19 protein-coding genes and 2 tRNA genes are annotated in these 22,989 nt (G+C 67.4%); 8 read left to right on the forward strand and 13 right to left on the reverse strand.

All coding sequences use genetic code 11. The features are described from left to right. Positions 1-460: 460 nt before the first annotated feature. The 10 genes from N7E59_RS10560 to dnaA all read right to left on the reverse strand — a co-directional run bounded on the left by N7E59_RS10560 (position 461) and on the right by dnaA (position 11,922). Positions 461-533 (reverse strand) — tRNA-Ala (locus N7E59_RS10560). Positions 534-548: 15 nt separating this feature from the next. Continuing rightward, positions 549-677: a DLW-39 family protein gene (locus N7E59_RS10565; protein WP_261624901.1), complete on the reverse strand. Its 129-nt coding sequence runs from the start codon at positions 675-677 to the stop codon at positions 549-551. Positions 678-710: 33 nt separating this feature from the next. Then, a tRNA-Ile gene (locus N7E59_RS10570) sits at positions 711-784 on the reverse strand. A 146-nt stretch (positions 785-930) separates the two neighbouring features. Further along, entirely contained in the window at positions 931-1,317 is a 387-nt protein-coding gene (locus tag N7E59_RS10575) for a DUF3566 domain-containing protein (protein ID WP_390905045.1), read from the reverse strand. A gap of 320 nt (positions 1,318-1,637) precedes the next feature. Then, positions 1,638-4,283, reverse strand: coding sequence for a DNA gyrase subunit A (gene gyrA, locus N7E59_RS10580; protein WP_261624902.1), 2,646 nt, complete (start codon positions 4,281-4,283; stop codon positions 1,638-1,640). Between the two features lie 67 nt (positions 4,284-4,350). Then, positions 4,351-6,429, reverse strand: coding sequence for a DNA topoisomerase (ATP-hydrolyzing) subunit B (gene gyrB / locus N7E59_RS10585; protein ID WP_261624903.1), 2,079 nt, complete (start codon positions 6,427-6,429; stop codon positions 4,351-4,353). Positions 6,430-6,697: 268 nt separating this feature from the next. Then, the gene (locus N7E59_RS10590; protein WP_261624904.1) at positions 6,698-7,324 is read right to left on the reverse strand and encodes a DUF721 domain-containing protein; all 627 of its coding nucleotides are present in this window, start codon (positions 7,322-7,324) and stop codon (positions 6,698-6,700) included. Further along, positions 7,321-8,529: a DNA replication/repair protein RecF gene (gene recF / locus N7E59_RS10595; protein ID WP_261624905.1), complete on the reverse strand. Its 1,209-nt coding sequence runs from the start codon at positions 8,527-8,529 to the stop codon at positions 7,321-7,323. Before recF ends, N7E59_RS10590 begins: the two co-directional genes overlap by 4 nt. A gap of 7 nt (positions 8,530-8,536) precedes the next feature. Further along, positions 8,537-9,664 carry a DNA polymerase III subunit beta gene (gene dnaN / locus N7E59_RS10600; protein WP_261624906.1) on the reverse strand — a complete coding sequence of 376 codons (1,128 nt, stop codon included), beginning with the start codon at positions 9,662-9,664 and terminating at the stop codon, positions 8,537-8,539. Positions 9,665-10,341: 677 nt separating this feature from the next. Then, on the reverse strand, positions 10,342-11,922 hold the full coding sequence (gene dnaA, locus N7E59_RS10605) for a chromosomal replication initiator protein DnaA (protein ID WP_390905047.1): 1,581 nt from the start codon (positions 11,920-11,922) through the stop codon (positions 10,342-10,344). 454 nt (positions 11,923-12,376) lie between these two features. Between dnaA and rpmH the strand changes: the two genes are divergently transcribed. From rpmH to N7E59_RS11920, 8 genes are all read left to right on the forward strand, one after another. After that, positions 12,377-12,514: a 50S ribosomal protein L34 gene (gene rpmH / locus N7E59_RS10610; RefSeq protein ID WP_261624907.1), complete on the forward strand. Its 138-nt coding sequence runs from the start codon at positions 12,377-12,379 to the stop codon at positions 12,512-12,514. A 142-nt stretch (positions 12,515-12,656) separates the two neighbouring features. Further along, positions 12,657-13,133 carry a ribonuclease P protein component gene (gene rnpA, locus N7E59_RS10615; RefSeq protein ID WP_261624908.1) on the forward strand — a complete coding sequence of 159 codons (477 nt, stop codon included), beginning with the start codon at positions 12,657-12,659 and terminating at the stop codon, positions 13,131-13,133. Further along, positions 13,130-13,600 (forward strand): membrane protein insertion efficiency factor YidD, encoded by a 471-nt coding sequence (yidD, locus tag N7E59_RS10620; RefSeq protein ID WP_315943021.1) that lies wholly within the window; start codon positions 13,130-13,132, stop codon positions 13,598-13,600. Before rnpA ends, yidD begins: the two co-directional genes overlap by 4 nt. A 116-nt stretch (positions 13,601-13,716) precedes the next feature. Then, complete coding sequence (gene yidC / locus N7E59_RS10625) at positions 13,717-14,694, forward strand: membrane protein insertase YidC (RefSeq protein ID WP_261624909.1); 978 nt, start codon at positions 13,717-13,719, stop codon at positions 14,692-14,694. A gap of 2 nt (positions 14,695-14,696) precedes the next feature. After that, positions 14,697-15,350, forward strand: coding sequence for a Jag family protein (locus tag N7E59_RS10630; RefSeq protein ID WP_261624910.1), 654 nt, complete (start codon positions 14,697-14,699; stop codon positions 15,348-15,350). A gap of 50 nt (positions 15,351-15,400) precedes the next feature. Next, entirely contained in the window at positions 15,401-16,087 is a 687-nt protein-coding gene (gene rsmG / locus N7E59_RS10635; protein ID WP_261624911.1) for a 16S rRNA (guanine(527)-N(7))-methyltransferase RsmG, read from the forward strand. Between the two features lie 166 nt (positions 16,088-16,253). Then, positions 16,254-17,216 (forward strand): ParA family protein, encoded by a 963-nt coding sequence (locus N7E59_RS10640; protein WP_390905046.1) that lies wholly within the window; start codon positions 16,254-16,256, stop codon positions 17,214-17,216. Positions 17,217-17,535: 319 nt separating this feature from the next. Continuing rightward, positions 17,536-19,017, forward strand: a complete 1,482-nt coding sequence (locus N7E59_RS11920; RefSeq protein WP_261624912.1) for a ParB/RepB/Spo0J family partition protein — start codon at positions 17,536-17,538, stop codon at positions 19,015-19,017. A gap of 84 nt (positions 19,018-19,101) precedes the next feature. Here N7E59_RS11920 and trxA read toward each other — a convergent pair whose 3' ends face one another. The 3 genes from trxA to N7E59_RS10660 form a co-directional block, all read right to left on the reverse strand. Further along, positions 19,102-19,428: a thioredoxin gene (gene trxA, locus N7E59_RS10650; RefSeq protein ID WP_261624913.1), complete on the reverse strand. Its 327-nt coding sequence runs from the start codon at positions 19,426-19,428 to the stop codon at positions 19,102-19,104. Between the two features lie 58 nt (positions 19,429-19,486). Then, complete coding sequence (gene trxB, locus N7E59_RS10655; protein ID WP_261624914.1) at positions 19,487-20,476, reverse strand: thioredoxin-disulfide reductase; 990 nt, start codon at positions 20,474-20,476, stop codon at positions 19,487-19,489. Positions 20,477-20,585: 109 nt separating this feature from the next. After that, positions 20,586-22,946, reverse strand: coding sequence for a hypothetical protein (locus tag N7E59_RS10660; RefSeq protein ID WP_261624915.1), 2,361 nt, complete (start codon positions 22,944-22,946; stop codon positions 20,586-20,588). Between the last annotated feature and the right edge of the window lie 43 nt (positions 22,947-22,989).

Here is a 22,989-nt window from a genome sequence, read left to right on the forward strand (position 1 = left end):
GCGACACTACTTCGGTAGCGCGCGAAGGCGAGAGCCAGCTCCGGCGTCGGGACTCCGAAAAATCCCCATTCATTACCCCCACTGACAGGGTGGACATAGCAAGAAGAAACCTCGAGCTCTTCTGAGTAGGTCGGGGCTTCTAGGAATGGGTTCATCGCGAGTACAGGTTTGCAGAGGACAATCCGAGGGACTTAGTTTGCATCCAGCCCCAGCCCCCTAAATCAACGAGACTGTGCTCAGAGGATCGGTCGATACCTATAGACCGGCCACTGCGGCTCAGCTCCTGCAGCGGTCTTGGGCCGAAGTCTTCACTTGGCACGGTGATGTGATTCAGTAATGTTTAGGCACACGATCAAGTCGTTGATCGCATGCCGGCAACCTTAGCAATACAGTCTGGGTAAGCGTCGTATATCTTAAGTCGCACAGATCCTTAAGGCCGATCCGTCACCCAGGATGCGGGTGGAGGCTAGGGGACTCGAACCCCTGACATCCAGCTTGCAAAGCTGGCGCTCTACCAGCTGAGCTAAGCCCCCGAGGTGGGTATCCAGTTAGTCCTTCTCGCCGTCGAGCGAGTCGGTGGCCGAGTCCCAGACCTTGCGGCCCTCCTCGGCATCACGCCAGCGGCGGTACCCGACGATCCCGGCCGCGGTCAGGGCCAGCAGCGCGATTCTCCGCATCGTCGGCACCTCCCGGGTGTGGGACCTTCAGAGTGGGCGTACGAGGACTTGAACCTCGGACCTCATCGTTATCAGCGATGCGCTCTAACCGCCTGAGCTATACGCCCTTGGTGTCGTCGGGGGAGTCTGAGGAACCCCCGTAAGGGACTGCCCTCCGCAGGACGACCACTCCACATTACACCAGCGCCAGAACTGTCACAAAATCACTACGACCTCGCGAGGTCACGACCTCGGACGCCGCCGAAACCCCTGATCAGTCGTCGGTCAGGGTCACGCCGACGCCGCCGACCAGCGACGCCGAGATGTTGTACAGCACCGCCGCCAACATGGAGATCACCGTCAGCACGACCACGTTGATCACCGCGATGATCGTGGCGAATGAGGCCACCTGACCCAGAGTCACCATCTCCTGAACGGCGAACCCGCCGCCCTCGTCGCCGAGGATCTGCGCCAGCAGCTCATTGATGCGGTCGAAGATGCCTGTCAGATCCATCGCCGACCACAGCATCACCGCACACACCACCGTCATGATGCCCAGCGCCACCGAGAGCAGGAAGCTCATCTTCAGCACCGACCACGGGTCCACCTTCGAGACCAGCAGCCGCGCCTTGCGGACCTTGGCCCGCGGAGTGGGACGCACCAGGCCAGGATTGGTCCTCCCACGGCCGGACCCGGCAGGGGCCGGACGAGGTCGCGGCGCCGGACGACGCCCAGCGTTCCCCGCAGGGGCGGGACCACGCTTCTCCGCCTCATCGGCGGTCGGACGTGCCGGCTGCCTCTCAGCGGCCCGCTTCTCCTCGGTCGCAGTGCCGGCCCTGGAGCTGGGCACAGACGACGTCTGCGAGGTCTCAGCCTTCGCGCCGCCGGACCGCTCACCGGAGGACGCGCCGTGGGCACGGGGACGCGGTGCCGGGAACCGGCTGGCCGGGCGGGACTCCCCGCCCTCGCTGCTGTTCGCGCTCACTGCTGTCCTCCATCGACGTCTTCGCGGTCAGGATCCAACGCTACTGCATCGTCGCCGGTGCTCGGCAGTGCCTCACCGTCATCCGGGGAAGCCGCACTCACCGCGGAATCCGCACCCTCAGCGGCCCCGTCATCGGCGGCCTCCTCACCCGCCGCGGCCAGGGCGTCACCCGAGGCGCGGGCCACCTTCAGGATCCTGTCCTTGCCGCGCGGCTTGGCGAAGATCACACCCATGGTGTCGCGGCCCTTCGAGGGCACACCCTCCACCGCAGAACGCACCACGTTGCCCGACGCCATGACCACCAGGACCTCGTCGTCGGACTCGACGACCATCGCCCCGACCAGGTCGCCCCGGTCCTCGACCAGCTTGCCGACCTTGATGCCCAGACCACCACGGCCCTGCACCCGGTACTCCTCCACCGAGGAGCGCTTCGCATACCCGCCCTCGGTCACCACGAACACGTAGGAGTCCTCGGTGATCACATCAGCGGTGAGAAGCTCATCGTCCTCACGGAACTTCATCCCCGTCACACCGGAGGTCGCACGGCCCATCGGACGCAGCGCGTCGTCGGTGGCGGTAAAGCGCAGCGACTGGCCCTTCCGGGAGACCAGCATCAGGTCATCCTCGTCCGAGACCAGCTTCGCCGAGACCAGCTCGTCGTCCTCGCGCAGGTTAATCGCGATGACCCCGGCCTGACGCGGCGAATCGTAGTCGGTGAGCTTCGTCTTCTTCACCAGCCCACCCTTGGTGGCCAGCACCAGGTACGGGGCGTCGTCATAGCTGCGCAGCGGCAGCACACCGGCGATGTGCTCCTCCGGCTGGAACGCCACGATGTTCGCCACGTGCTGGCCCTTGGAATCCCGGCCGGCCTCCATGAGGTCATAGCACTTGGACCGGTACACCCGGCCCAGGTTCGTGAAGAACAGGATCCACTGGTGCGTGGTCGTCACGAAGAAGTGCTCGACGACGTCGTCGGCGCGCAGCTGCGCCCCGCGCACCCCCTTGCCGCCGCGGTTCTGCGCCCGATAGTTGTCGATCCGGGTGCGCTTGACGTACCCGTCCCGGGTGACGGTGACGACCACGTCCTCCTCCGGGATCAGGTCCTCCATGGACATGTCCCCGTCGTAACCGAGCAGGATGTGGGTGCGCCGCTCGTCGCCGTGCTTGTCCACGATCCCGTCGAGCTCCTCGGAGATCAGCTCCCGCTGACGGTCCTCGGAGGCCAGGATCGACTTGAAGTCGGCGATGAGCTCCATGAGCTCGTCGTACTCCTCCTGCAGACGCTGACGCTCCAGGGCCGCGAGCTTGCGCAGCTGCATGTCCAGGATCGCCTGAGCCTGGTCGTCGTCGATGTCCAGCAGGGCCTTCAGGTTCTCCCGTGCGGCATCCACCGTGGAGGACCCGCGGATCGTGGAGATCACCCGATCCAGATCGTCCAGCGCCTTGAGCAGACCCACCTTGATGTGTGCTTCCCGCTCCGCCTTGGCCAGACGGAACCGGGTGCGACGGACGATGACCTCCATCTGGTGCATCACCCAGTGGTGGACGAAGGCGTCGAGGCTCAGCGTGCGCGGCACCCCGTCGACCAGAGCCAGCATGTTCGCCGAGAAGTTCTCCTGCAGCTGGGTGTGCTTGTACAGCTGATTCAGCACGACCTTCGGCACCGCATCGCGCTTGAGCACGATCACCAGGCGCTGACCGGTGCGCCCGGAGGACTCGTCGCGCAGGTCCGCGATGCCGGAGACCTTGCCGTCGCGCAGCAGCTGCCCGATCTTCAGCGCCAGATTCTCCGGGTTCGCGTGGTACGGCAGCTCGGTGACCACCAGGCATGTCCGGCCCTGGATCTCCTCGACGTTGACCACCGCACGCATCGTGATCGACCCGCGACCGGTGCGGTAGGTCTCCTCGATGCCCCGGGTGCCCAGGATCTGCGCCCCGGTGGGGAAGTCCGGGCCCTTGATGTGCTCCAGCAGAGCCTCCAGCAGCTCCTCACGCGAGGCCTCCGGGTTCTCCAGATACCACTTCACCCCGGCGGCCACCTCACGCAGATTGTGCGGCGGGATGTTGGTGGCCATGCCGACGGCGATGCCGGAGGACCCGTTGACCAACAGGTTCGGGAACCTGGCCGGCAGCACGGTGGGCTCCTGCTGGCGACCGTCGTAGTTGTCCTGGAAGTCGACGGTGTCCTCGGTGATGTCCCGGACCATCTCCATGGCCAGCGGGGCCATCTTGGTCTCGGTGTACCTCGGGGCGGCCGGGCCGTCGTTGCCCGGGTTGCCGAAGTTCCCCTGACCCAGCGCCAGCGGGTAGCGCATCACCCAGTCCTGGATCAGGCGGGCCAGGGCGTCGTAGATCGCGGTGTCGCCGTGGGGGTGGTAGTTGCCCATCACGTCGCCGACCACGCGCGCACACTTGTTGAAGGAGCGGTCCGGACGGAAGCCGCCGTCGTACATCGCGTAGATGACCCGGCGGTGGACCGGCTTGAGCCCGTCGCGGACGTCCGGCAGCGCACGGCCGACGATGACGGCCATCGCGTAGTCCAGGTAGGACCGCTTCATCTCGGTCTGCAGGTCCACCTGGCGGACCCGGTCGGTCAGGACCGAGGACTCGCCGGTGCCGGGGTTCTCAGTGTTCTCACTCACGTACGGTGCTCTCCCTCATCGAGGACGGCTGGGTCGAAGGACGGATGATGCCGGGGACGACGGGGCATCAGATGTCCAAGAATCGGACGTCCTTCGCGTTCTGCTGGATGAACCCGCGGCGGGACTCGACGTCCTCGCCCATCAGGACCGAGAAGATCTCGTCCGCGGCCGCGGCGTCCTCCATGGAGACCTGCAGCAGGGTCCGGTGCTCCGGGTCCATGGTGGTGTCCCACAGCTCCGAGTAGTCCATCTCGCCCAGACCCTTGTACCGCTGGATGCCCTGATCCTTCGGCAGCCGGCGACCCTTGGCGTGACCGTCCTCCAGGGCCGCGTCGCGCTCGGCGTCGGTGAACACGTAGTCGTGCGGGGCGTTGGACCACTTCAGCCGGTACAGCGGAGGCTGCGCCAGGTAGACGTAGCCGCCGTCGATCAGCGGACGCATGTACCGGAAAAGCAGAGTCAGCATCAGGGTGGTGATGTGCTGGCCGTCGACGTCGGCGTCGGCCATCAGCACGATCTTGTGGTAACGGAGCTTCTCCATGTCGAACTCTTCGCCGATGCCGGTGCCGAAGGCGGTGATCATCGACTGGACCTCCGCGTTGGACAGCGCCTTGTCCAGCCGGGCCCGCTCCACGTTGAGGATCTTGCCGCGCAGGGGCAGGATCGCCTGGGTCTCCGGGTCCCGACCGCGCTTGGCCGACCCGCCGGCCGAATCGCCCTCCACCAGGTAGATCTCACACCGGGAGGGGTCCTTCGACGAGCAGTCCGAGAGCTTGCCCGGCAGACCCATCGACTCCAGCGGCGACTTCCGCCGGGCGTTCTCCCGCGCCTTGCGCGCCGCCACCCTGGCCTGTGCGGCCGACTGGGCCTTGCGGATGATGTCCTTCGCCGAGCCCGGATTGCGCTCCAGCCAGTCGCTGAGCTGCTCGTGGACGACCCGGTGGACGAAGCCGCGGGCCTCGGTGTTGCCCAGCTTCGTCTTCGTCTGACCCTCGAACTGCGGCTCGGAGAGCTTCACCGAGATCACCGCGGTCAGACCCTCGCGGATGTCGTCGCCGGTGAGGTTGTCGTCCTTCTCCTTGAGGATCTGCTTCTCCTTGGCATAGCGGTTGACCAGGCTGGTCAGCGCGCTGCGGAAGCCCTCCTCATGGGTGCCGCCCTCATGGGTGTTGATCGTGTTGGCGTAGGTGTGGACCGACTCCGAGTAGGTCAGGGTCCACTGCATCGCCACCTCGGCGGTGATGCCGCGCTCGTCGTCGTCGGACTCGAAGGCGATCACGTCCTCATGGACGGTGTCGGCCTTCTTCGTGGTGTTCAGGTGGTTCACGTAGTCCAGCAGGCCGTGGTCGTACTGGTAGACGACCTTCCGACCGGTGGGGATCTCGCTCACCGCTTCGGCGGACTCGCCCGGCTCGGCCGGGGTCTCGGCGTCCTCGGCGGTCTCCTCCTGGTGGGAGACGACCTCGTCGATGATGACGTGGTTGGCCTCGATGTCCCGCTCGTCGGTGAGCACGATCCGCAGCCCCTTGTTCAGGAACGCCATCTGCTGGAAGCGGGCGCGCAGGGTCTCGAAGTCGAACTCGACCTCGTCGAAGATGCTCGGATCCGGGTAGAAGACCTGGGTGGTGCCGGTCTCGTCGGTGGCCTCGCCCTCGCTCAGCGGGGACACCGTCTCTCCGCCGGTGCCGAAGGCGATGTGCCAGGTGCGGCCCTGCCGCTTCACCGTGGTCTCCACACGGGTCGACAGTGCGTTGACCACCGAGATCCCCACACCGTGCAGACCGCCGGAGACCGCATAGCCGCCGCCTCCGAACTTTCCTCCGGCGTGCAGGACGGTCATCACGACCTCGACGGTGGGCTTGCCCTCAGTGGGGTGCATGTCCACGGGGATGCCGCGGCCGTCGTCGGAGACGCGGACCCCGCCGTCGTCCTGCAGCACGATCTCGATCTCGCTGCAGTGGCCGGCCAGAGCCTCGTCCACCGAGTTGTCCACGACCTCGTAGACCAGGTGGTGCAGACCGCGCTCACCGGTGGACCCGATGTACATGCCCGGACGCTTGCGGACGGCCTCCAGGCCCTCCAGGACGGTGATGTCGGAGGCGCCGTAGTCGCCTCCGTGATCCGTGGGTGTGTCTTCCGAGGTCACGAGCTTCGGCCGTCTCCTTCAGCACCGGGGGCCGGCCACCTGGAAGTGGTGTCGCGGCCGGGACATGGACCGACCCGAGACTGCTGCTCGGGCCGGGTGTCAGTCTACCGCGAAAACCGCCTGATGCCTCAGTGGGAGGGTCGGTGAGGTGTGGAAGTCACCCTGCGCGGCCTCAGAAGGCCGCTCCCAGCGCTCAGCCGGTCCGCATGTGAGGCCGGGGTCGCCCACGGGCCTGGCAGTGCGGCAGGAGCGCGTCCGACGGCGTCGGTCACCCGTAGGTGTCCCGGGGGCCCCGTCCGCGCACCGAGAGCCGGCCCTTCTTCCACGACGGAGCCTGGGGTCCGCGGATGCGCAGACCGGTGACGATGCCGCGGCCCAGCTCCCGGGTGAACACGTCCATGAGCTGGGGCTGCATGAGCTTCAGGTTCGTCGCCCAGGCGGTGGTGTCGCAGACGACGTCGACGACCCCGTCCTCGAACCTCTCCGGCCGGCAGTGCTCGGCGACCTGCGGACCCACCAGCTGATCCCAGCGGGCGACCACCGACCCCACCGCCACCGGGGCGGTCCATCCGCGGTGGGCGATCAGCCGATCCACCACCGGACCGAGCAGGCTCGGGTCCCGCCCGGACCCGCGCGCCCCGGAGGATCCCGAGAATCCTGCCGACCCTGCCGATTCGGCGGCGCGGCGGGCCCCGGCACGCGGGTCGCCGGCCAGGGAACCCGACCGGGGCACACCGCGCAGCCGATGTTCGCCGCGGGACTCGGCGGCCCGACGCATCCGGGCGAGCAGGATCCCCGCGGCATCCTCCACCTGGCTGGCGGCGATGCCGTCCGGACTGGGCTCCGGCTCCGGCGACGGGGTCCCGGCGGGGCCGACGATGGTCGGGGAGTTCACTGCTGATCCTCAACGGCAGACATCTGTGTGATCTGTGAGATCTGGTCCGCCGACTCGACCCGGAAGGCGTGATCGAGCAGAGGCTCCGGGACGTCGTCGTCGACGGCGGCGGTGACCAGCAGCTGCTCGGCCTCCGAGGCCAGATCGGCCAGACGACGACGCCGGCGGGCGTCGAGCTCAGCGAAGACGTCGTCGAGGATCAGGACCGGACGGCCCCCGTCGGAGGGATCGTCGTCGACCATGACCCGGTATCCGGCCAGGCGCACGGCCAGGGCGAACGACCAGGTCTCCCCGTGGGAGGCGTAACCCTTGACCGGCACCTCGTCCAGGCTGAGGTGCACATCATCCCGATGGGGACCGACCAGCGTCATCCCCCGCTCCCGCTCCTGCTTCCGGGCCCCCTGCAGCCCGGTCAGCATCCGTTCGGTGAGCTGCTCCCGGGGCGGGACGGACTGGGCGACGACCTCACCGTCGGGGGGACCCCCCGCGGAGTCCTCGCCTCGGCCGTCCAGGGAGCTGAGGTAGCCCATGGTCGCAGTGCGCACGCTGCCGGAGAGCTGCTGATAGGCCTCCGCCGCATGGGGCCGCAGCGCCTCGAGGACCTCCAGCCGGGCGTGCAGCACCCGGGATCCGGCGTCGGCGAGCTGGTGGTCCCAGACGTCGAGAGTGGACTCGTGGGTGGCGGTGAATCCCTCGTTCCGGATCGACTTGAGCAGGGCGTTGCGCTGCTTCAGCACCTTCTCGTAGTCGAGGCGCACCGACCCCAGAGCCGGACGCAGCTGCACGGCGAGGTCGTCGAGCAGGCGACGCCGCACCCCCGGGGAGCCCTTGATGAGCTCGAGGTCCTCCGGGGCGAAGAGCACGGTGCGCAGCACCCCGAGCACCTCGGAGGCCCGCACCGCCGATCCGCGGTTGATCCGGGCCCGGTTCGCCCGACCCGGGTTGATCTCCACTTCGAGCAGCGCCTCCCGGGATCCGCGATGAGCCTGGGCACGGATGATCGCCTGGTCCGTGCCGTGGCGCACCAGCGGCGCATCCTGGGAGACCCGGTGGGAGGAGAGTGTGGAGAGATAGCCGACGGCCTCGACGACGTTGGTCTTGCCGACCCCGTTGAAGCCCAGCAGCACGTTCGGCCCCGGCGCGAACTCGATCTGCGCCTCGGCGTAGCTGCGGTAGTCCTGCAGCGTGAGATGACTCAGCCGCACGGACGGCTCACTGGTTGAGCAGACGGACCGGCATCAGCAGATACCGGAAGTCGCTGGAATTCTCCCCGTCGGGGGTGTCCTGGCCGGTGATCATCGCCGGCTTCGGGGCGGAGACGAAGGAGAACCGCAGGTACTCGCTGTCGATGACGTTGAGCCCCTCGTTCAGGTACATCGGATTGAACCCGACGGTGATCGGTTCCCCGGTCAGATCCGCCGAGACGACCTCCGAGGCCGCCGCGGCGTCGTCGGCGCCGGCGTCGAGGACCAGCTGCTGGTCCTCGGTGAACTGCAGCCGCACGTGCGAATTCCGCTCGGCGACCAGCGAGACGCGACGGGCGGCCTCGATGAGCTCCCCGGTCCGGACCACCGCGTGGATGGGGGTCTGCTCGGGGAAGAGCTGACGGATCTTCGGGTAGTCGCCGTCGACCAGCACCGAGGTCGTCCGGCGGCCGCCGGAGGAGAAGCCGATCATCTCCGCCTCATCGCTCATCGCGATGGAGAGCTCACCGCCGCCGGCCAGGGACTTGGCGACGTCGTTGAGGGTCTTGGCCTTGATCAGCGCCGAGGTCGAGATGTCGGGCCGGGCCGGAGCCCAGGTGATCTCCCGCATGGCCAGCCGATAGCGGTCGGTGGCCAGGAAGGTCATGGTGTCGCCCTCGAACTCCACCTTGACCCCGGTGAGGATCGGCAGGGTGTCGTCCTTCGAAGCCGCGGTGATGACCTGGGCCACGGCACGGGCGAAGGCGGCGCCGTCGACGGTGCCGGCGAGCTCCGGCATGGCCGGAAGCTCGGGATACTCGTCCACCGGCATCGTCGCCAGGGTGAACTTTGAGGACCGGCAGGTGACCAGGACCTTGGAGTCCTGCTGCTCGACGGTGACCGGTGCGTCCGGCAGCGCTCTGACGATGTCGTTGAGCAGTCGTCCGGAGACCAGCACGGTGCCCTCGGTCTCGACGTCGGCCTCGATGTGCAGCTGAGCGGAGATCTCGTGGTCGAAGCTGGAGATCGTGACGGTCTGCCCCTCAGCGGTGATCAGCAGACCGGAGAGCACCGGAGCAGGCGGACGGGGGGAGAGCGCACGGGCCGTCCAGGAGACGGCCTCGGTCAGGACGTCTCGCGCCGCAGTGAACTTCACTGATCATCGCCTTTCGATGCGGGTCAGGAGCGGAGCCTGCACGGATGTCAAGCATCATCGCCGCTGTGTCGAGAGTTGAGCCTACCTGTCAGGTCGGTCACGATGCCACTGCCGATCCACAGGCATATATGCCTTCGGGCCCGGACGGTCGGACCACATGTAGTGATGCGATCTGAGTTCGGGCACCGGATCGGAGTGTTCGATGTGCCGTGGAGCCAGTGTGTGCTCTCTGTATCTCTCTGGAATAGGGAGAAGTGTTAACAAGTCATGTGGAAAGTGTGGATAACGGGCTCCTCCACGTGTTCTGCGCGGATCCTCCTGTGCACCGGACGGTGGAATTCCTCCGTTTCGCCTGTGAACGGGCCGTGGACGGAGATCCCCGCCGTGACGGCGATCTCCGCAGGAAGTGCCTCGTCGTCCCCAGGTCTGCGGCAGTTCTTCGTCCTTCGTCCACGATCTTCTCCACAGGTGTGGGATGCCCGGTGGAGAGAATCCACGTCCGGTTGTGGAAATGTGTGCAGAACTGTGGAGAACTCGACGGCTCGGACGACGACCAGCCGCAGGATCCTGCCGAACTACATATGTGTGAGATGTGAGGGGCCGTGTTCTCCACAGCTGTAGACCACGGACTTGACTTCAGAACACCATGTGGTCCCGGATGTGATGAGCCTGTGCGGTCAGCGCTGCTGCTTGATCTTGTTCGTCAGCTCGGTGACCTGATTGAACACCGCGCGCCGCTCGGCCATCAGCTCACGGATCTTCCGCTCGGCGTAGATCACCGTGGTGTGGTCGCGGCCGCCCAGGGCCTGCCCGATCTTCGGCAGCGACATCTCCGTAAGCTCCCGCAGCAGATACATCGCGATCTGCCGGGCGGTGACCAGGGTCCGGTTCCGCGACTTCGACATCAGCTCCTCGACGGTGAAGCTGTAGTACTCAGCGGTGGCGTCGATGATCTGCTCGGCGGTGATCTCCTGGACGTTGTCGTCGCTGATCAGATCCCGCATCACCTGCTCGGCCAGTGGGAGGTCCACCGCCTGCTTGTTCAGCGAGGCATAGGCGGTCACGCGGATCAGCGCACCCTCGAGCTCACGGATGTTCGTGGAGATCTTGTCGGCGATGTACTCCATGACGTCGTCCGGACAGGAGAAGTTCTCCGCGGTGGCCTTCTTCCGCAGGATCGCGATCCGGGTCTCCAGGTCCGGGGGCTGGATGTCGGTGATCAGCCCCCACTCGAACCGGGAGCGCAGCCGCTCCTCGAAGCCGGAGAGCTGCTTGGGCGGCAGGTCCGAGGTGATCACGACCTGCTTGTTGTTGTTGTAGAGCGTGTTGAACGTGTGGAAGAACTCCTCGACCGTCCGCTCCTTGTCCGCGAGGAACTGGATGTCGTCGAGCAGCAGCACGTCCACGCTGCGGTAGGCGTTCTTGAAGCTCGCGCCCTCATCGTCACGGATGGAGTTGATGAAGTCGTTCGTGAACTCCTCGGAGTTCACGTACCGGACGCGGATCCCCGAATAGAGACGCTGGGCGTAGTGGCCGATCGCGTGCAGCAGGTGGGTCTTGCCCAGTCCGGAGTCCCCATAGATGAACAGCGGGTTGTACGCCTTGGCCGGGGCCTCGGCCACCGCATTGGCCGCCGCATGGGCGAAGCGGTTCGAGGAACCGATGACGAAGGTGTCGAAAGTGTAGCGCGGGTTCAGCCGGGAGGTCTTGAAGCTGCCGGCCTGATCCTCTGCGGCCGCGGCCGAGAGCAGGGTCTCGTGCTGGGCCATCCCCGAGGGTCCGGTCGGCTGAGGACCCGTCGGCTGCATCGTGGTCGGCTGAGGACCCGTCGGCTGTGCGGGAGCCGGTGCGGTGTGCGACAGGGTCGGATAGACGTCGTCGAAGGCGGTGGAGGAGGCTGAGGCCGCCGACCGGGGAGAGGGATCGGCCGTCGGACGCGGACCGGCCGCGCCCGGGGGCCCCGTCGGACGCGGAGGTGTGGGCCGGGATGCCGGACCGTCGCCGTCGGAGTCCGCCAGCTGCTGGGCCGCGAGCTGGGGGTCGATCACATAGGCGCACAGGATGTCCCTGCCGAAGACGGTCCGCAGCGCCTGACTCAGCTGAGTCTGGAGGGTCGACTGCATCAGCCGACGCAGCCGTTCGTTGGGCACGGCGATGACCAGGGTGTCGCCGATCAGCTGATCCCCCTGGGGCTGGGCCCGGCCGACGTCGGCCAGCTGGACCCCGCCGATCCCGTGATGGTCGCGCAGCTCGGCGATCAGCTGCTCCCAGCGTTCTGCGACGCCGTGCTCAGAGTCCACGGACACGCTGCTCCCTCCTGCCGAAGACCTCAGATCCGACGGGTCACGCCGGCTCGTCCCCCGACCATACCCGCAACCTGTGGATGACGCCTCCGTCAGACCACCGTTCAGCTGTGGACAGCGGTCCAGCTGCGACAGTCGCCTCCGAGGGATCCCCGCAGGCACACGGATGCGACATATGACGGCGAGTTCTCCACCGATGTGGAGAAGAAGGGGTCCAAACTGTGGATAACGAGACCCGCGCGACGTCGTCTTGACGGGTCCTCGAACCCTGCCCTAGTGTTGACAGGTCGCCCTGACAGCGGAACGGAGTACACTCCTGCCCTCGGGCGACACCGATCTGCGGATTCGAGACGGCCCCGACGGGCCCCGTTCCGCACCGATGTCGTGAACCATCCATGGGGAGTACACAGTGAGCAAGCGGACCTTCCAGCCGAGCAACCGCAAGCGCAGCCGTAAGCACGGCTTCCGTTCCCGTATGCGCACCCGTGCCGGCCGTTCGATCATCTCGACCCGCCGCAACCGGGGACGCAAGGCGCTCTCGGCCTGAGACACAGCTTCGGCCGCCACGGCGGCCGCACCACGACGTGAGACCACGTCGAGGAGACGACGGCCCGTCGTCCTCCCCCGGGGGAGGCGCGGGCCGTTCGTGCATCCGGACCCGCCGCCCCGCACCCCGCCCGAGGAGTCCCATGCTGCCGCGTGAGCACCGCATCATCCGTGGCGCCGACTTCCGTGCGGTCATGCGGCGCGGGGCTCGCGCCGGTGCCGACACCCTCGTCGTGTCCGTCCGCCTGGCGCCGCGTACCGAGCAGGACTCAGCCGCCTGGCGCTGCGGGTTCATCGTCTCCAAGGCCGTGGGCAACTCGGTGGTCCGCCACCGCACCCAGCGGCGCCTGCGTCACCTGGTGCGCGACCTGCTCGACGACGCCGACGGTCCGCTGGGCCGGCTCGACGAGCAGGTCGGAGAGCACACGGACGCGGGCCCCGACGAGGATCAGGGAGACGACGGGAGCAGGCTGCTGTGCGCCGACGTCGTCGTCCGGGCCCTGCCCGAGATCACCGGACTCGACCACCCGCAGCTGCGCGACGAGCTGGCCGCGGCCGTCCACCGCGCGATCGGCAAGGCCGTCCGTCGCACCGCCCAGACTCCCGGGCGGTCGCGATGACTGGTCGCACCGCGGCTGATCGGGAGCAGGCCTGGGTCCGCCACAGGGACTTCTACGTCGAGATCGGCGAACAGCCGGGCGTCCCCGGCCCCATACCGACGCCCGAGGAGCTGCGCCGCCAGCGCTGGGGCTGGTTCCGCAGCGCTCCCTCGGCGGTGCTCGCCGCACTGCTGAAGCTCTACCGTCGGCTCATCTCCCCGCTCTACGGCCAGGTCTGCGGCTTCTACCCGAGCTGCTCCGCCTACGGGCTGGAGGCGGTGACCGTCCACGGGGCGATCCGCGGCGGCGGGCTGACCGCATGGCGGGTGCTGCGATGCAACCCGTTCACCGGCGGCGGCGTGGATCACGTCCCGCAGGCCGCACGGATTTGGCCTGAGGGGTCGACTCCGTCGATCATAGAGACAAACCATCCGCCGATCCCTCCGGATGACGATTGTGCCGCCGCTGAGGCCGAACCCTCAGACTGACCGGTCAGAGACGGTCTGACCTGCGCAGACGAGTTCCGACTCGTCGGCACCGTCGATTCCGGAGTGCCGGGCACGCACGCGCATGGACGCCCGGCGATCACGACTCTGAGAGACACATGGGCTTCTTCGACACACTCCTGCTCCCGTTCACCTGGGCGGTCTCCTGGCTGTTGAGCATGTTCCACAACCTGCTCACACTGTTCAGCGACGACGGCGACTGGGCCGATTCGGGCTGGAACTGGACGATCTCCATCGTGATGCTGGTGATCGTCATCCGCATCATCCTCATCCCGCTGTTCGTCCGGCAGATCAAGTCGCAGCGCGGCATGCAGGAGATCCAGCCGGAGGTCCAGAAGCTCCAGGCCAAGTACAAGGGGAAGAAGGACCCGGTCTCCCGCCAGGCGATGGCGCAGGAGCAGCAGGCGCTGTTCAAGAAGCACAAGGTCAACCCCTTCATGATGTGCTTGCCCATCCTGGCGCAGATGCCCATCTTCTTGGCGCTGTTCTGGATGCTCAACCGCATGCGGCAGGAGCAGTACCAGCAGGAGGGCTACGGAGCCCTCTCCGCCTCCGAGGTCCAGTCCTTCGACAACTCGGAGATCTTCGGCGTCGGCATGTCGGACATCTTCCTGCCGGCCTTCAACTCCAGCCCGACCGAGTGGAACGTCATCATCCTCACCGCGGTGATGATCGTGACCATGGTGCTCACCCAGTTCTTCACCCAGAAGCAGCTGATGAGCAAGAACATGTCCGAGGCCGCCATGACCGGCCAGGCCGCGCAGATGCAGAAGGTCATGCTCTACGCGCTGCCCCTGGTCTTCGTCATCGGTGGTGTGAACTTCCCCGTCGGTGTGCTGATCTACTGGACCGCGACCAACTTCTGGACCATGGGTCAGCAGTGGTGGGTCATCCGCAACAACCCGACCCCGGGCTCCCAGGCCGAGAAGGAGCTCAACCTGCGTCGGGCCGCCCGCGGACTGCCCCCGATCCACGAGAAGAAGGGTGAGGCCGAGCAGGCCGAGGAGAAGCCCAAGCCCAGCGGCAAGCACCTGGGACAGAACGCGCAGCCCTCCCGCAAGAAGAGGAAGAAGTGACGATGAGCGACACGCAGACCGAGACGCACGACGCGGAGCAGGCACCGCAGGAGACGACCGAGCAGGAGACGACCGAGCAGGTGCCGCAGGAGACCGGCGACGCCGACGAGGCGCCCCAGGAGCCCACCGCCGGTGAGACGCAGGACTCCGCCGAGCAGGACGAAGACCAGCAGGACGGGGACGCGCAGGAGAGCGGTGCCGAGGACGAGGGCGACATCGCCGCCGACTACCTCGAAGAGCTGCTGGACATCGTGGACCTCGACGGCGACATCGACATCGAGGTCCGTGGGGACCGCACATTCATCTCCGTGGTGGCCGAGGGGGACTCCGATGAGCTGGAGGACTTGGTCGGACGCCGCGGAGAGGTGCTCGACGCCCTCCAGGAGCTCACCCGTCTGGCCGTGCTCACCGCCACCGGCAGCCGCACCCGACTGGTCCTGGACATCGCCGGTCGCCGAGAGGAGCGTCAGCAGGAGCTCAAGGAGCTCGCCGACGACGCCGTCGCCAAAGTCCGGGACCACGGGGAGAAGGTCCACCTGGAGCCGATGAGCGCCTATGAGCGCAAGATCGTCCATGACTTCATCGCCGACGAGGACCTGGTCAGTGAGTCCGAGGGCGAGGGCAAGCGACGCCACGTCGTCGTCTCGGCCTCCTGACACCGCCGGACCGACAGCCACACCGCCGGCAGGAGGCCGGACCGACTCCCATGAGCACTGAGACACCGCAGCCGGAGGAGGGACTGCCCGAGCAGGGCGGTCCGCCCCCGGAGATGACGGCGGCCGAACGCTCGGCCGCCGAGGCGATCTTCGGCGACCGGCTTCCGCTGGTCGAACGCTACGTGGAGCATCTGTGCTCCACCGGCCTCGAGCATGGGCTGCTGGGCCCCCGGGAGATTCCCCGCATGTGGTCCCGCCATGTCCTCAACTGTGCGGTCCTGGGCGCAGAGCTCCCTTCCGGAGGAACCGTCGCCGACGTCGGATCGGGTGCAGGTCTGCCCGGCATCGCACTGGCCTTGGTCCGTGACGACGTGGACTTCCAGCTCATCGAGCCCATGGAACGCCGCGTGCAGTGGATGGACACGGTGATCCGGGACCTGGGTCTCAGCAATGTGGAGCTCATCCGCGCACGTGCCGAAGAGGTCAGCGACGAGGTGATGGCCGATGTGGTCACCGCACGCGCGGTGTCAGCATTGAAGAAGCTTTTGCCACTGACAGTTCCGCTGCTCGACGACGACGGCGAACTGATGCTGATCAAGGGGCGCAGCGCTGCGGACGAGATCGAGGCCGCCGGCAAGGCGCTGTCCCGGCATCGGATGCGGAGACCGGAGATCATGCTCTTAGGTGAGGACCTGCTCGATGAGCCGACCACGGTCGTGCGGATCCGCCGTCGCTGAGTACACGCAGCACGGGGCAGAACAGCGGCAAGATCGGACAGAGTTGCGACGGAGTCGTGATCGTCCCAGGTCAGAGCCATGCCGTAGACGTGCCCTAGACTCGATCGATGGATGAACCGCCTCGGGCGGAGCAGACCGCAGCACAGCTGAGAGAGGAAGTGCCCCAGTGGCAGGTCAGGATGTTTCACGGGAAACGGTCGCCCAGAGCACCGACAGCGGATCAGTGATCGACGGCGTCGACGCCTCCTCCCCCCTCGGAGCCGAACTGGCTCAGGAGAACCGGCGTCGCCGGGCCCTGGCTGAGACCACCCTTCAGCGTCCGAAGCAGCCCCGCGTCCTGACGGTCTCCAACCAGAAGGGCGGAGTCGGCAAGACCACGACCACGGTGAACCTGGCGGCGGCCCTGGCCGATCAGGGGTTCAACGTGCTCGTCGTCGACATCGACCCGCAGGGCAACTCGTCCACCGCACTGGGCATCCCGCACGGCACGGACCGGGATTCGATCTACGAGGTCCTCATCGAGGACTTCCCGATCTCGGATGTCATCCAGGACTGCCCCGACGTCAACCGCCTGCAGGTGGTCCCGGCGACCATCGACCTGGCCGGTGCGGAGATCGAGCTGGTCTCCCTGGTGGCTCGTGAACAGCGGCTGCAGAGGGCGCTGAAGTCCTACCACGAGTACCGAGAGGCTCAAGGACTGGAGCGCCTGGACTACGTCTTCGTCGACTGCCCGCCCTCTCTGGGGCTGCTCACCGTGAACGCACTGGTCGCCGCACGTGAGGTCCTGATCCCCATCCAGTGCGAGTACTACGCGCTGGAGGGACTGAGCCAGCTGCTCCGGAACATCGAGATGATCCAGAAGCACCTCAACAATGAGTTGGAGATCTCCACGATCCTCCTCACCATGTACGACGGTCGCACACGGTTGGCGGCTCAGGTGGCCGAGGAGGTCCGTGAGTACTTCCCCGACAACGTCCTGAACACCCTGATCCCACGCAACGTCCGAATCTCCGAAGCCCCGTCGTATCAGCAGAGCGTCATCAGCTACGACCCGACGTCGACGGGTGCGTTGGCCTATCTTGAGGCTGCCGCCGAGATCTCGACGCGAGGAGTCGAGCAGAACCGCTGACCCTCGTGGCGGCAGGATCGTCGACACCTGCCCCGAATCGATGACGCGCCCCCATCTGCACAGATGGAGGCGCGTCTGTGTTTCACGTGGAACATGCCTGGTTGATCAGGTTGACCGATCAGGGATCAGCGATGTGTGGTTCCACGTGAAACGTGTGCGGCGACGGTCATTCGGCTCGCCAGGGGACGCGATGGATGTTTCCCGTGAAACATGCAGGATGTGTCTGGACTCCGAGGTCCCCTCAGTTCTCGCATCACTCACTAGAATGGGTGGTCGATGCTGCGGATCCCATGGGGTCACCGAGGAAGGGACGATCTGGATGAGTGAACGGCGACGGCGGGGACTGGGTCGGGGACTCGGTGCCCTCATCAACAGCGATTCGCGTGAACTGGAGGCGGAACAGGCCGAGGTGGAGGCGGATCAGCCCGCCCAGTCGGGGCAGACCACTGTGGCTCAGGCCGGACAGGACTCTCCTGCAGGTTCGCCGGGGCCAGAGACTGCACCTGGTGTTTCACGTGGAACAGACGCTGACGATGTGACGAACGCCGAACACGTCTCGGCAGACGACGGCAGTGCCGAGCGGCGTCGCTCTGAGCCAGAACCGGCACCGTCGCAGCAGAAGCCATCGGAGTCGGCGACTGATACGGCATCGGATGTTCCACGTGAAACGGAGACCACGGATCCTGCCCGCCCCATCGACGTGTTCTTCTCGGCGAAGTCGCACCTCGGGACACGCCGGATCACACGTGAGGACAGCTCCTCGCTGCCGCGGACCAGTGCTCGTCGGACTCCCGGCGCGGCGCGGGCTGAGATGCCAGAGATTCGAGGGGCACGTTCCTCAGCCAGTGCACGGTCGGCGGAATCCCCGTCAGCACCGGGAAGAGCGTCAGAGGCTAATGACTATGAAGACTATGACACGCATGCAGTGAGCAGAGAACGCTCGGCATGGACCGAGGCGGTCGCCGACTCGGGGACGAACACCGTCGACGGCGCAGAGTTTCGGGCCGTGCCGGTGGCGAGCATCTCGCCCAATCCTCGTCAGCCGCGCACGGAGTTCGACGAGGAGCACATGGATGAGCTCGTCCACTCGGTGCGGGAGATCGGTGTGCTCCAACCGGTGGTGGTCCGAGTACTGGAGGACGACACCTTCGAACTCGTCATGGGTGAGCGTCGCTGGAGGGCTTCCAAGCAGGCCGGCCTGGAGACGATCCCGGCGATCATCCGCTCCACCAAGGACGATGAGCTGCTCAGGGACGCGCTGCTGGAGAATATCCATCGTTCACAGCTGAATCCGCTGGAGGAGGCGGCCGCCTACCGCCAGCTCCTCGACGACTTCTCCTGCACCCAGGACGAGCTGTCCTCCCGCATCGGACGATCCCGACCACAGATCAGCAATACGCTCCGTCTGCTCAAGCTGCCGCCGAAGGTGCAGCGTCGTGTGGCGGCCGGGGTGCTGTCCTCGGGACATGCTCGCGCCCTGCTGAGTCTGGACTCCGAAGAGTCCATGGATGCACTGGCGCAGCGGATCGTGGCCGAGGGTCTGTCCGTACGTGCCACCGAAGAGGCGGTCACGGTGGCCAAGCAGCAGGACGAGGGTGTTTCACGTGGAACCACCGATCGGCTGCCGTCGACCGCGCGGTACCAGCAGCTGGATGAGTACGCCGATGCGCTCACGGATCGGCTCGACACCCAGGTGAAGATCACCCTGGGGGCGAAGAAGGGGCGGATCGCCATCGACTTCGGCTCGATCGAGGACCTGCACCGCCTCATGGAGATGATGGGCCCCGGCGCCCGAGCCTGAGAAGGTCCCCCGGACGACGGAGGCCCCGCAGCGATTCTCATGATCGCTGCGGGGCCTCCGTCTGTGGGGGCGTCGTACCGAGGCTCAGCCGAGGAAGTCGGCGAACTCCTCCTCCATCGCACCCTTGGGCTTGGCACCGATGGAGGTGTGGACGTGCTCGCCGTCCTTGAAGCCGTACACCGCCGGAATGGAGGTGATGCCGAACTTCGCGGCGATTCCGGGGTTGTCGTCCACGTTGACCTTCACGACCTCGACCTTCTCGGCGTGCTCGTCGGCGATCTGCTCGAGGATGGGGGTCAGCTGGCGGCAGGGACCGCACCACTCGGCCCAGAAGTCCACGATCACAGGCTTCTCAGCCTGCAGGACGTCCTGGTCGAAGCTGTCGTCAGTCACATTCTTCAGGTCTGTCATGATCAGATCCTTTCAGCGGCAGGGGTACTCAGGTCGGTAGTGCGGTCGGCGCCCGTCCTCAGACGGTCTCGCCGACCCACGGACGTTCGGCGATCTGTGCGGCGTCGTCGTCGGCCAGGTGATGCTCGACGTCGAGCGCGGCCACGCAGCCGGAGCCGGCGGCGGTGATCGCCTGACGGTAGGTGGGGTCCAGGACGTCGCCGGCGGCGAAGACTCCGGGGAGGGAGGTGCGGGAGCTGCGGCCTTCGACCTTCACCACGCCTTCGGCGGTGAGCTCCAGCTGATCCTTGAACAGCTCGACCCTCGGGTCATGACCGATCGCCACGAACAGTCCTGTCACATCGAGGGAGGACTCCGTGCCGTCGACGGTGCTGCGCAGGGCCAGTGAGGAGACCTTGCCCTCGCCCTTCACCTCGGTGACCTCGGTGTTCCAGATGAACTCGATCTTCTCGTTCGCCATGGCACGGTCGACCATGATCTGCGAGGCCCGCAGCTGGTCCCGCCGATGGATGACGGTCACCTTGGAGGCGAACTTCGTCAGGAACAGCGCCTCCTCCATGGCGGAGTCGCCGCCGCCGACCACGGCGATGTGCTGCTCACGGAAGAAGAAGCCGTCGCAGGTGGCGCACCAGCTCACCCCGTGGCCGGAGAGCGCCTTCTCCCCGGGGACGCCCAGCTCGCGGTAGGCCGAGCCGGTGGCCAGGATGACGCTGCGGGCATGCAGCATGGAGCCGTCGCCCAGGGTGATCTCCTTGATCGGCTGATCCAGCCGCAGCGCGGCGGCGTCCTCGTGTCGCACGTCGGCGCCGAACCGGGTGGCCTGCTGCTCCATCTCCATCATCAGGTCCGGACCCATGATCCCCTGCGGGAAGCCGGGGTAGTTCTCCACGTCGGTGGTGTTCATCAGCTCTCCGCCGGCGGTGACGGAGGAGGCCAGGACCACCGGCTTGAGGTTCGCCCGGGCGGTGTAGACCGCCGCCGTGTAGCCGGCGGGGCCCGATCCGACGATCACGACGTCATGGACCGTGTCGGGAGTCTGTTCAGTCACGTGAGGGATGTCCTTCGTTGTCTCGGCGGGGCGTCGACGCGACCGCCCCTCTCGGAGAACAGGAACCGTCGCGGGGGCGGGAGTATTCCGGCCGCACCTGGGACGGAGGTCAGCGGACGTCGAACTCCCGGATGTCCAGGCGGTACGGCAGGTCCGGGTTGTCCGGCTCGGAGTTCTCCGGGACCTCCGAGATGCTGAGGATGACGTAGGAGGCCTCGGTCGGTTCGTCGAGGTCCACCACGGCGGGCTCGTCGCCGAAGCTGCCGCTGCCCACGCTCGTGGCACCCTCCACGGTCGCCTCGTCGTTGACCAGGATCTCGAAGGAGCCGCCCTGCTGGGCCGGGTCCTGATCCACAGTCACCTGGGTCACCTCACCGGGCTCCTCGAGCTCGGCGACCACGGCCATCTCCGAGGCGTAGCCGCCGAACGCGGCGCTGCCGTAGTTGAAGGTTCCCCAGCTGGTGGACTCGTCGTCGTCGATGAGGTTGTTCAGATCCTCGTCGAAGTCCTCACCGAGCTCCTCGTTGTCCGGGACCTCACGGGTCACCGAGGCGATCTCCAGCTCCGGCTCATCGGCCTCGCCGTCATCCTCGCCGTCGGCGACGGCCTCCTCGTCCTGGTCCTCGTCACCGTCGGCGACGTCGTCCCCGCCGCCGAGCTGGGTGAAGATGACGATGCCCACGATGAGCAGCACGGCGCCGAGCAGCAGCAGGGCCAACCAGCGTCCGGGGCCCGAGCCGCGGGTCCCACCCGCTGCGGCCGCCGCACCGCCGCCGGAGCCGCCGACCACGGCGGCCTCACGGTCGCCGCGGCGGGCCTCATGCTCCTCGTCGTCCACGAAGGCCGCACCCGTGCCCGCCGAGGCGGAACCGGGATCGTGCTGCTCCGAGTAGAGCTCTCCGGAGACGTCGGTCCCGGCCACCGCCGCGGCGGAGGCGCCCGCTGCGGCCCCTCCGGCGGCCGCGGCTCCGGCGCGCGGCCGGTCGTAGTCGGTGATGGGCTCGGCCGGCGGATCGTCGACGACGTCCTCGGGATCCGGATCCTCGGCCCACGGGTCGGTCCTGTCCTGCTCGGCCTGCGCCTCCGGGGACGCATCGGCCGACGCGGCCGAGGCGGCCCCCAGCGGCTGTTCGCCCCGGTGCTCGCCCCGGTGCTCGCCCTGGTGCTCGCCGGCGGCGTCGTCGTGGTCCTCGGGAAGTCCACGGGCGGCATCGGCCTCGGAGAGTCGGACGTAGCCGCCGTGCTCGTCGGCACGCACGCCGAAGGCCTCCTCGGTGTCCGAGGCGGAGGCGGCCGAGGCCAGGCTCAGATCCGCCAGGGCGGGGATGCCCGCGGTGATGCCGGAGGTCCGCTCGGGGCGGCGGCCCCGCCGCGGACGGCGCGAGCTCGGCACCTCGGAGACCCCCGCGGCCGAGGCGGAGAACTCCTCCGGCTCCTCCGCAGGCTCCTCGCCCGCATGCTGTGCTTCCTGCTGCACCGGCTGCTGTGCCGATTCCTGACCCGGCTCATCGTCATGCGCCTCGGGGTCCTGGGCCTCGGGCAGACCGGTGAGCTCCTCCGGCTCCTCAGTCTCATCGATGCGCTCGGGCAGATCCGGCTGCGGAATCTCGGGCATCTCGGTCTCGCGGTAGGCGGCCACCGGGGCCTGCGGAGCATCGGCGATGCCGGTGCCGCGCTGCTCCAGGGCCTCCTGCCCGGCGCTCACGGCGTCCTCCGTCTCGGCCCGTTCGGTCGCGGCGTCGGTCGCCGAGCCGGTCGCCGAGCCGGTCGTCGCGCCGGTCGTGGCACCGACGGTCGAGGTCGACTCGGCGGACTGCGGATCCGTCTCGGATGCCCCAGCCTGGTCCGACTCAGCGTCCTCCCGCGCGGCCTCGGTGACCTGGTCCGCGTCCTGCGGCGCCTCCGCTCCGGCCTCGGCGTGCGCATCCCGCGTCCCGCGGGACTCCGAGGTCCCCAGCCGCCGGTTCAGGGTGTCCGAGACGCGGTCCAGGAAGCCCGGACGACGTCGCGCCGGCCGCTTCTTCCCGGTCTCCGCCTCCGGCTCGGTCAGCGCGGCGTAGTACTCCTCATCGTCGTGGTAGGTCTCCGGCTCCATCACCCGCGACTGGCCGAAGATCTCCGAACCCAGGGAATCGGTGAAGAACGGCTCCACATACGGGGCGGCATCGGGCACGACCAGATCCAGCAGCCCGTTCGGATCCGTCAGCGAGGCGATCAGGTACGTGCGGTCCTCCGCCAGCCCCAGATCCAGGACCTGGACGTCCGAGACCCGCTCGCCGGTGGCCAGCTCCTTGGCCGAGGTGGCCACCTGCTTGGCGTTGGAGCGCGAGGCCAGCAGGATGCTCACCTCACGGTTCAGCACCTGGTCGGTGCCCTCGAACACGATGTCCTGATCGGCGGAGGTCACCACGTGGTGGGTGATGCGATAACGACCTCCGACCACGTCGCCGACGGCGAAAGGCTGGGGCACGGCGGTCCTCCTGCAGGGATGGGTTCGGCGGGCTACTGGCTGC

This window comes from Nesterenkonia marinintestina, from assembly GCF_025420485.1.
Taxonomy (GTDB): Bacteria; Actinomycetota; Actinomycetes; order Actinomycetales; family Micrococcaceae; genus Nesterenkonia; species Nesterenkonia marinintestina.